Raw genomic sequence first — 9,470 nt, forward strand, 5'->3', positions numbered from 1 at the left:
CCAGGGGAGGGTACTCGATGCCTATCAACATCACTATGCCCGCCCTCTCTCCAACCATGGAAGAAGGCAATTTGGCCAAGTGGCTCGTCAAGGAAGGTGACACCGTCAAGTCTGGCGATGTCATTGCCGAGATCGAGACCGACAAGGCGACAATGGAAGTCGAAGCCGTTGACGAAGGCACTGTTGCCAAGATCGTCGTCCCGGCCGGTACCGAAGGCGTCAAGGTCAATGCGTTGATCGCGGTTCTTGCCGGCGAAGGCGAAGACGTTGCTGCTGCTGCCAGCGATGCAGGCTCTGCTGCTCCGGCTCCCAAGGCTGAAACCGCTGCCGAAGCCCCGAAGGCTGAAGCCGCAAATGCTCCCGCCGCACAAGCGCCGGCTGCTGCTCCCGCTTCTGCACCCGCAGCCGCTCCGGCAAGCGGGAACCGGACCTTCTCCTCGCCGCTCGCGCGTCGTCTGGCGAAGGAAGTCGGTATCGATCTGTCCGCCATTTCCGGCTCCGGCCCGCACGGTCGTGTCGTCAAGAGCGACGTCGAAGCTTTTGTCACAGGTGGTGGCGCCAAGGCGGCTCCGGGTGCCGCAGCCGCACCGCAGGCTGCCGCACCGGCGCCGGCCGCCGCACCGAAGGGCGCGTCCGACGAAACCGTTCTCAAGCTCTTCGAGCCGGGCTCCTACGAGCTCGTGCCGCATGACGGCATGCGCAAGGTCATCGCCAAGCGCCTCGTCGAATCCAAGCAGACCGTGCCGCATTTCTACGTCACCGTCGATTGCGAACTCGATGCGCTGCTGGCGCTGCGCGCCCAGCTCAACGACGCGGCTCCCCGCAAGGATGGCGGCGCTGCCTACAAGCTCTCCGTCAACGACATGGTCATCAAGGCCATGGCTCTGGCGCTGCGCGATGTTCCGGATGCCAACGTCTCCTGGACCGAAGCCAACATGGTCAAGCACAAGCACGCCGATGTCGGCGTTGCTGTCTCGATCCCGGGCGGCCTGATCACCCCGATCATCCGCAAGGCCGAGGAAAAGACCCTTTCGGTCATCTCCAACGAGATGCGTGACCTCGGCAAGCGCGCCAAGGATCGCAAGCTGAAGCCTGAAGAATATCAGGGCGGTACGACGTCGGTCTCGAACATGGGCATGATGGGCGTGAAGAATTTCGCGGCCGTTATCAACCCGCCGCATGCAACGATCCTAGCGGTCGGCGCAGGCGAGCAGCGTGTGATCGTACGTAAGGGCGAAATGGTCATAGCGACCGTGATGAGCGTCACGCTCTCGACCGACCATCGCTGTGTCGACGGCGCGCTCGGTGCGGAGCTGCTGCAGGCGTTCAAGGGCTACATCGAGAATCCGATGGGCATGCTCGTTTGAGACCGGAGCGGAGGCGGAAATGACGAAGACCGTTCTTTGCTATGGTGACTCGCTGACCTGGGGCTATGACGCCGATACCATCGGCCGTCATGCCTACAAGGATCGTTGGCCAAGCACGCTTCAGGCGGCACTCGGCAACGAGGTCCGGGTCATCGCTGAAGGATTGAACGGGCGGACCACCGCCTTCGACGATCATCTCGCTGACTGCGACCGGAATGGCGCACGCATCCTGCCGACGATCCTGCAGAGCCATGCGCCGCTTGATCTCGTCATTTTGCTGCTCGGCACCAACGACATGAAGCCTGTCGTGGCAGGGTCGGCCTTTGCCGCCTGCCAGGGCATCGCCCGGCTGGTGCGGTTGATCCGCAATCATGCGTGGCCCTTCGAATTCGATGGACCTGACATTCTGATCGTCGCGCCGCCGAAGGTCCGTGAGACAGCGAACGTGCCGTTTGCGGCGTCGTTCGTTGGCGGCATCGAGGAGTCGGCGAAGCTTCCCACCCTCTATCGCGATCTCGCGGACGAGCTCGGCTGCGGCTTCTTCGACGGCAATTCTGTAGCGAAGACGACCCCGGTCGATGGCATTCACCTCGATGCGGAGAATACCCGCGCTCTCGGGCGCGGCATGGAATCGACTGTGCGGATGATGCTGGGGCTTTGAGCATGGGATCCTTCGTTTCGCTTCGTTCCGCCACGCGGGAGGATGCGACGGAGTTGGCTTTACTCACGGATATCGCCTCGCATGGTTTCGCCTCCTGGCTCTGGCTGGCGGAGCTTGGAAACGGCGGCGGTGATACGCCGATGGAGCGTGGACGGCAGAAGCTGCGCGGCGACCAGGGGCACGGCAACTGGAGCGATGCAATTATTGCCGAAGCCTACGGCGAGATCGCGGGAGCTGCGATCGGCTATGGTCTCGGTGAAGGCATACGGAATATCCAGGCGGATCGCCCGGCGCTGAGGCCGGTCATCGATCTGCAGAAAATGGTGGTGGGAAGCTGGTTTATCGGAACGCTCGGTGTCTACAGCCATCTGCGTGGCATCGGGATCGGTCGACGGCTTCTGAAGGATCAGATTGAGCGGGCGCAAAACGCACCTGTCAGCCTGATTACCGCAGGTTACAACGAAGCGGCCCTGTCGCTTTACAAAAGGAATGGATTTTCGGAGGCGGCGCGCGCGGATGCCGTGGCCTTCTTCGAAAACGGCAGGAAACACGAGTGGGTGCTTCTCACCCGCGACGCCCGATAGTAAAGGCAGGAAAACATGGCTGAGAATTACGACGTCATCATTATCGGCTCCGGACCCGGGGGCTATGTCGCCGCTGTGCGGGCCAGCCAGTTGGGCCTCAAGACCGCGATCGTGGAACGCGAGCATCTGGGCGGCATCTGCCTGAACTGGGGCTGCATCCCCACCAAGGCTCTGCTTCGCTCGGCTGAAATTCTCGACCACTCCAACCACCTGAAGGACTATGGTCTCGTGCTGGAAGGCAAGGTCAGCGCCGACGTGAAGGCGGTCGTTGCCCGCTCGCGCGGCGTCTCCGCGCGCCTGAACGGCGGTGTCGGCTTCCTGATGAAGAAGAACAAGGTCGATGTGATCTGGGGCGAAGCCAAGATTACCAAGGCTTCGACTGGAGCTCAGCCGGGCGAAGTCGTCGTCGGCAAGTCGTCCAAGCCGGTGGTCGAGCCGCAGCACCCGGTGCCGAAGGGCGTCAAGGGCGAGGGCACCTACACCGCCAAGCACATCATCGTTGCGACCGGCGCCCGTCCGCGCGCTCTGCCGGGTATCGAGCCTGATGGCAAGCTGATCTGGACCTATTTCGAAGCGCTGAAGCCGGATGTGCTGCCGAAATCGCTGATCGTTATGGGCTCGGGCGCCATCGGCATCGAATTCGCAAGCTTCTACCGCTCCATGGGCGTCGACGTCACTGTTGTCGAAGTCATGCCGACCATCATGCCGGTCGAGGATGCGGAAGTTACTGCGATCGCTCGCAAGCAATTGGAAAAGCGCGGGCTGAAAATCTTCACGAGCGCCAAGGTCGCCAAGGTCGAAAAGTCCGCCAACAGCATCACGGCTCATGTCGAGACATCGGATGGTAAGATCCAGCAGATCACCGCTGATCGGATGATCTCGGCTGTCGGCGTGCAAGGCAACATCGAAAACCTTGGGCTGGAGGCTGTCGGCGTCAAGACGGACCGCGGTTGCATCGTCATCGACGGCTATGGCAAGACCAACGTATCAGGCATTTACGCGATTGGTGACGTCGCCGGCCCGCCGATGCTCGCTCACAAGGCCGAGCACGAAGGCGTCGTCTGCGTCGAGAAGATTGCCGGTCTTCCGAACGTGCATCCGACGGACAAGGGCAAGGTCCCGGGCTGCACCTACTGCAACCCGCAGGTCGCCTCCGTCGGCCTGACCGAGGCGAAGGCCAAGGAGCTGGGCCGCGACATCCGCGTCGGCCGCTTCTCCTTTGCGGCGAACGGCAAGGCGATCGCGCTTGGCGAAGACCAAGGCCTCTGCAAGGTGATTTTTGACAAGAAGACCGGCGAACTGCTTGGCGCACACATGGTTGGCGCTGAAGTCACCGAGCTAATCCAGGGCTTCGTCGTCGCGATGAACCTCGAGACAACCGAGGAAGAACTGATGCATACGATCTTCCCGCATCCAACTGTTTCCGAAACCATGAAGGAAGCGGTTCTTGATGCCTACGGTCGGGTGCTGAACGCTTGATAATTTCCCTCGCTGCACTCCATCCCCGCGTGGGTTAGAGCCATCCCAGGGTGGAAGAAACGAAAGGAAATCATCATGTCTATGGGTACGCAGGCACTACTCATCTTTCTCTTGATCGGCCTAGTGGCGGGGTTCCTCGCAAGCCTAGTCGTCGGTGGAGGCGGATTGATACGGTGCCTGCTGAGCGGCATCATCGGTGCGTTCGTCGGAGGCTTTCTCTTCAACGCGCTTGGAATATCGCTCGGTATCGACAATGCGTTGGTGGTGCAGATCATTCACGCAACGGTTGGAGCCATCATTGTGGTTCTGATTGCAAGGGCGATAGCATAGCGCGTCCCGAAGAACGCGAAGCGGTTTTCGGATAAGATGCGGTTGAACATGGGACTATAACGGGCGAGGGCAGGATGGAAGGCGTAGGCTGGATCGCGGCGATCATTATCGGCGGTTTTGCGGGTTGGCTCGCAGGCAAGCTGATGGAGGCGCGCTACGGGATATTGCTCAACATCGTGCTCGGCATCGTCGGCTCAGTCGTCACTACCGCGATTCTGGCGCAATTTCATATAGAGGTGGCCGGCGGCAGGCTCGGCTATTTCATCACGGGTTTTCTTGGTGCCTGCTTGCTGATATTCGTCGCGCGGCTCGTCCGCCGATAAATAGGGCTTTTGCCGCATAGAGCGGCGGAGATTTGAACTGCCATGGTAACCATTCTCGACACGATCAATCCTGACGCCAAGCGCGTGCGGCATCCGGAAAAGGCGCATCGGCCCGATCAGGAAGTCATGCGCAAGCCGGATTGGATCCGCGTCAAGGCGCCGACCTCGAAGGGCTACGCGGAGACACGCTCGATCGTGAAGGAGCACAAGCTCGTCACTGTCTGCGAAGAAGCCGGCTGCCCCAACATCGGCGAGTGCTGGGACAAGAAGCACGCGACGTTCATGATCATGGGCGAGATCTGTACCCGCGCCTGCGCCTTCTGCAACGTCGCGACAGGCAAGCCGAATGCGCTCGACATGGCTGAGCCGGAGAATGTCGCCAAGGCGGTGAAGGAGATGGGGCTTTCCCACGTCGTCATCACCTCCGTCGACCGCGATGATCTGGAGGATGGTGGCGCTGAGCACTTCGAGAAGGTGATCTGGGCGATCCGTGCGGCGTCGCCGACGACGACCATCGAGATCCTGACGCCTGACTTCCTGAAGAAGCCGGGCGCCCTAGAACGCGTCGTCGCTGCCAAGCCCGACGTATTCAACCACAACATGGAAACGGTCGCCGGCAATTACCTGACCGTTCGTCCTGGTGCTCGCTACTTCCACTCCATCCGTCTGCTGCAGCGCGTGAAGGAACTCGACCCCACCATGTTCACCAAATCGGGCATCATGGTCGGCCTCGGCGAAGAACGAAACGAAGTGCTGCAGCTGATGGACGACCTGCGGACCGCAGACGTCGACTTCCTGACGATCGGCCAGTACCTGCAGCCAACCCGCAAGCACCATGCGGTCATGAGCTTCGTCACCCCGGACGAATTCAAGTCCTATGAGACGGTCGCCTACACCAAGGGCTTCCTGATGGTGGCTTCGAGCCCGCTGACGCGCTCGTCACACCATGCCGGCGACGATTTTGCCCGCCTGAAGGCCGCACGCGAGAAGAAGCTGCTGATCGCAGCGGAATAATCAACGAGCGCTTGCATTTTTTTAAAGCCGCGGCGATCTTCCCGCGGCTTTCTGTTTGCAGTCAAGCGAGGCAATGAAAATGCCGGCTTATATCGACGATATGCGCAAAGCGCTCGGACTGCTTCGGCAGTCCGAGCGCATTATGGTCATCGGCTGCTCTGGCGGCGGCAAGAGCACCTTGTCGCGAAAACTCAGCGGCAGGCTCGATCTTCCTTATTTCTCGATGGATAGAGAGTTCTTCTGGTTGCCGGGCTGGGTCAAGCGCTCCAAGGACGAAGAGCGCCGTTTGATCACCAACGTTGTCGGCAGCGAACGTTGGCTCATGGACGGAACTGGCCCATCGACCTTCGATATTCGCGTCCCGCGCACGCAACTGGTCATCTGGGTACGCATGCCGTGCTGGCTTTGCCTGTGGGGCATCTGCAAACGCGCGTTCTTTCATTTCGGCCGGACACGGCCCGACATGGCACCCGGATGCCTGGAGCGAGTGCCGGACCGGGAGTTCCTGACTTACATCTGGACGTTCGAGAAGCGGTTCACGCCGCTGGTGATTGCTGCACTCGACAAGCATGGCCCGAATGTCCCGGTTTTCCAGCTGAAAAGCCGGCGGGAGGTGAACCACCTTCTTGATCTTCTTGGCGCTCCTTCTTAACTGCCGATCATGCCTCAGTTCGAAACGCACCACTCCGTCCCGCATTCCGCCGATCAGATGTTCGACCTCGTCGCTGATGTCGAGCACTACCCACAATTCCTGCCGCTCTGCGAGGCCCTCAGCATTCGCAGCCGCAAGGAGCGTGATGGCAAGGTTTTGCTGATCGCTGATATGACGGTCGGTTACAAGGCGATCCGCGAAACCTTCACGACACAGGTGCTATTGAACCGGGCCGAACGCCTCATCGAGGTCAAGTATATCGATGGGCCGTTTCGCTATCTCGACAATCGCTGGCGTTTCGAAGAAACGGCGACGGGCAGCAACATCCACTTCTTCATCGACTATGAGTTCAAGAGCCGCATCCTGGGGGCAGTCATGGGTTCGATGTTCGATCGCGCCTTCCGCATGTTCTCGGAAGCCTTCGAAACGCGGGCGACAAAGATTTACGGCTGAGCCAATTCCAGGATCATGCCGAGCGCGGTCCTGACCGTCTCGATGCGCACCTGGTCGCGGCCGATATCGCCATAGAGCATCTTCCGATGAATAAGCCCGCCTTTGCGTGATTTGGCGGCCAGGTGGACGAGGCCGACCGGTTTCTCCGCTGACCCGCCGCCGGGGCCGGCGATGCCCGTCACGGCAACAGCGACAGCAGCGCGGGAGCGGAAGAGGGCGCCATGCACCATCTGCCGTGCGGTCTCCTCCGAGACTGCGCCGAAGCGGGTCAGCGTTTCCTCGTGCACGCCAAGCATCTCTATCTTGGCGGCATTTGTATAGGTGACGAAGCCTCTGTCCACGACTGAAGACGACCCTGAGATCTCCGTCAGTGCGCCGGCAATCAACCCGCCGGTGCAAGATTCTGCCGTCGAGACCATCAGCCCCGCGGCAGTGAAGTCTCGAATGATGGATTCGGCTTGCGCAACGATGTCAGTCGGGAAGATGCTCATCTCATCTTTCCCTGTAGACGACCGTTGCTGTAGCTATCGCGGCGATGCCCTCGCGACGACCAACAAAGCCGATCTTTTCGTTCGTCGTCGCCTTCACCGAGCATCGGTCAATTGTGATGCCGAGAAATTCGGACAGCTTGGCGCGCATCTCCTCGCGATGCGGCCCGACTTTCGGCGCTTCGGCGATCAGCGACACGTCGGCGTTCATGATCGTGCCGCCGCGCTCGCGCACGATCTTTGCCGCATGTTCGATGAAGATGCGTGAAGGCGCACCCTTCCATTGCGGATCCGATGGCGGAAAATGGTCGCCGATGTCGCCGGCACCACAGGTCGCAAGCAGTGCATCCGTCAGGGCGTGCAGCGCGACGTCTGCATCAGAGTGGCCCTTGAGCTTCTGGTCATGGGGAATAAAGACGCCGCAGAGCGTTACGCCGTCGCCGGGCTCGAGCTGGTGAACATCGTAACCGTTGCCCGTACGCACATCGGGGAGCGTTTGTCCTGAAAGTCTGCTGTTTGCCATTGCAATGTCCTGTTTGACGGTCAGTTTCACATTGTCCGCCTGCCCCTCGACGATCCGTACCCGTAGACCGGCCCATTCGGCAATGGCCGCGTCATCGGTAAAGTCCGTCAGGTTTGCGGCGGCTGCTTTCTCGTGGGCAGTCAAGATCGGTTCGAAGGCAAACGATTGCGGCGTTTGCGCTGCATAAAGCTGTGCGCGGGAAACTGTATCGAGAACCGTTCCGTCGAGGTCGGCTCGCTTCAGCGTATCGGCTACAGGCATAGCCGGGACAATTGCTGGCACGCCTTCCGAGAGGACGGCAGCGATACGATCGAGAAGGGTGTGGTCGAAGAAGGGGCGTACGGCGTCGTGGATCAGAACATGCGTGAGGTTCTTGCCGCGCAAATGGCGCAGCCCCGCTAGAACGGATTGCTGGCGCGTCGAGCCGCCGTGGACCGCATCGATCGGCGTGCCCGACTGGACCTGACTGCTGGCATTGGCAAACAGGGCCTCGTCGTCGGGGTGAATGACCACGACGATGTGGCGAGCAAGCTCCCAACTGGCGAACTTCTGCAATGTATGAGTGATCACCGGCTTGCCGCCAATCGCCCGATATTGCTTGGGACCTTCCTCAGATGCGCCTGCGCGTTCGCCACGCCCGGCCGCCACGACGACAATACCTATTGCTGGTTGCTTTTGATGCATCTGCGGCATAAATCCTCAAAACGCGATATTGCACCGGTGCTTAGCGGCTTGGCGCATCGAATTCCAGCATTTGCCCGAAAAATGTCAATTCGCGCACTGCCCTCTTGGCAAGCCATTTAAACCTGTCTAAAAATAGGGCACGCATTATGCGTGCCTGAAAGATAATCAATTGTTGGACTTTGACCTCGCATCACCTTTGCGGATCGGACCTGTGGAAGTCAGGAACCGTGTCGTCCTGGCGCCCATGTCCGGCGTGACGGATATGCCGTTCCGTCAACTGGCGTGGCGCCATGGCGCCGGGCTTGTGGTGACCGAAATGGTTGCGAGCCGTGAACTCGTCAACAGTACCGCCGAATCATGGGCGCGCCTTGAGAGTGCAGGTTTTGAGCCGCACATGGTGCAACTCGCTGGCCGCGAAGCGCACTGGATGGCTGAGGCTGCGAAGATCGCGGCCGACCATGGCGCTGATATTATCGACATCAACATGGGATGTCCGGCCAAGAAGGTGATCGGCGGTTATTCCGGCTCCGCCTTGATGCGCGATCCCGATCACGCCCTCGGCCTCATTGAGGCGACAGTCAAGGCGGTGACCATTCCCGTGACCCTGAAGATGCGGCTCGGTTGGGATGAGAACTCGATCAACGCGCCGGAGATTGCGCGTCGCGCGGAGGACGCAGGCGTCCAGCTGATTACGATCCACGGCCGCACGCGCATGCAGTTTTACGAAGGCCGGGCCGACTGGGATGCAATCCGCGCGGTGCGCGATGCGATCACCGTTCCTCTGGTTGCGAACGGCGACGTCGAAACCGTCGAAGACGCTTATGAGATTCTGCGTCGCTCGGGAGCCGATGCCGTCATGATCGGCAGGGGCTGTCAGGGCAGGCCGTGGCAAGCCGGTGTATTGGCTGGGCG

The 9,470-nt window shown here is 60.5% G+C and carries 12 protein-coding genes; 10 read left to right on the forward strand and 2 right to left on the reverse strand.

Annotated features, from left to right (window positions below; all coding sequences use genetic code 11):
• Window positions 1-17 precede the first annotated feature (17 nt).
• The 9 genes from PMI09_RS07300 to PMI09_RS07340 all read left to right on the forward strand — a co-directional run bounded on the left by PMI09_RS07300 (window position 18) and on the right by PMI09_RS07340 (window position 6,863).
• Window positions 18-1,367: a pyruvate dehydrogenase complex dihydrolipoamide acetyltransferase gene (locus PMI09_RS07300; RefSeq protein ID WP_007790416.1), complete on the forward strand. Its 1,350-nt coding sequence runs from the start codon at window positions 18-20 to the stop codon at window positions 1,365-1,367.
• 19 nt (window positions 1,368-1,386) lie between these two features.
• The gene (locus PMI09_RS07305; protein WP_007790418.1) at window positions 1,387-2,028 is read left to right on the forward strand and encodes an SGNH/GDSL hydrolase family protein; all 642 of its coding nucleotides are present in this window, start codon (window positions 1,387-1,389) and stop codon (window positions 2,026-2,028) included.
• Window positions 2,029-2,030: 2 nt separating this feature from the next.
• On the forward strand, window positions 2,031-2,612 hold the full coding sequence (locus PMI09_RS07310) for a GNAT family N-acetyltransferase (RefSeq protein WP_007790420.1): 582 nt from the start codon (window positions 2,031-2,033) through the stop codon (window positions 2,610-2,612).
• Window positions 2,613-2,627: 15 nt separating this feature from the next.
• Window positions 2,628-4,091 (forward strand): dihydrolipoyl dehydrogenase, encoded by a 1,464-nt coding sequence (gene lpdA / locus PMI09_RS07315; protein ID WP_007790424.1) that lies wholly within the window; start codon window positions 2,628-2,630, stop codon window positions 4,089-4,091.
• A gap of 75 nt (window positions 4,092-4,166) precedes the next feature.
• Window positions 4,167-4,421: a GlsB/YeaQ/YmgE family stress response membrane protein gene (locus PMI09_RS07320; protein WP_007790427.1), complete on the forward strand. Its 255-nt coding sequence runs from the start codon at window positions 4,167-4,169 to the stop codon at window positions 4,419-4,421.
• A gap of 74 nt (window positions 4,422-4,495) precedes the next feature.
• A complete protein-coding gene (locus PMI09_RS07325) occupies window positions 4,496-4,744 on the forward strand; it encodes a GlsB/YeaQ/YmgE family stress response membrane protein (protein ID WP_007790429.1) in 249 nt (82 codons plus the stop codon).
• Between the two features lie 42 nt (window positions 4,745-4,786).
• Window positions 4,787-5,758 carry a lipoyl synthase gene (lipA, locus tag PMI09_RS07330; protein WP_007790431.1) on the forward strand — a complete coding sequence of 324 codons (972 nt, stop codon included), beginning with the start codon at window positions 4,787-4,789 and terminating at the stop codon, window positions 5,756-5,758.
• 79 nt (window positions 5,759-5,837) lie between these two features.
• Window positions 5,838-6,410, forward strand: coding sequence for a hypothetical protein (locus tag PMI09_RS07335; protein ID WP_007790434.1), 573 nt, complete (start codon window positions 5,838-5,840; stop codon window positions 6,408-6,410).
• A gap of 9 nt (window positions 6,411-6,419) precedes the next feature.
• Complete coding sequence (locus tag PMI09_RS07340; protein ID WP_007790436.1) at window positions 6,420-6,863, forward strand: type II toxin-antitoxin system RatA family toxin; 444 nt, start codon at window positions 6,420-6,422, stop codon at window positions 6,861-6,863.
• Here PMI09_RS07340 and PMI09_RS07345 read toward each other — a convergent pair.
• The gene (locus PMI09_RS07345; RefSeq protein WP_007790439.1) at window positions 6,854-7,354 is read right to left on the reverse strand and encodes a CinA family protein; all 501 of its coding nucleotides are present in this window, start codon (window positions 7,352-7,354) and stop codon (window positions 6,854-6,856) included. The genes PMI09_RS07340 and PMI09_RS07345 overlap by 10 nt on opposite strands.
• A 1-nt stretch (window position 7,355) precedes the next feature.
• Window positions 7,356-8,567 carry a bifunctional 2-C-methyl-D-erythritol 4-phosphate cytidylyltransferase/2-C-methyl-D-erythritol 2,4-cyclodiphosphate synthase gene (locus tag PMI09_RS07350; protein WP_007790442.1) on the reverse strand — a complete coding sequence of 404 codons (1,212 nt, stop codon included), beginning with the start codon at window positions 8,565-8,567 and terminating at the stop codon, window positions 7,356-7,358.
• A gap of 235 nt (window positions 8,568-8,802) precedes the next feature.
• Between PMI09_RS07350 and PMI09_RS07355 the strand changes: the two genes are divergently transcribed.
• Window positions 8,803-9,470: tRNA dihydrouridine synthase (locus PMI09_RS07355; RefSeq protein ID WP_244423730.1), on the forward strand; the 668-nt coding region annotated here is incomplete at its 3' end.

This window comes from Rhizobium sp. CF122 (assembly GCF_000282035.1).
Lineage (GTDB): Bacteria > Pseudomonadota > Alphaproteobacteria > Rhizobiales > Rhizobiaceae > Rhizobium.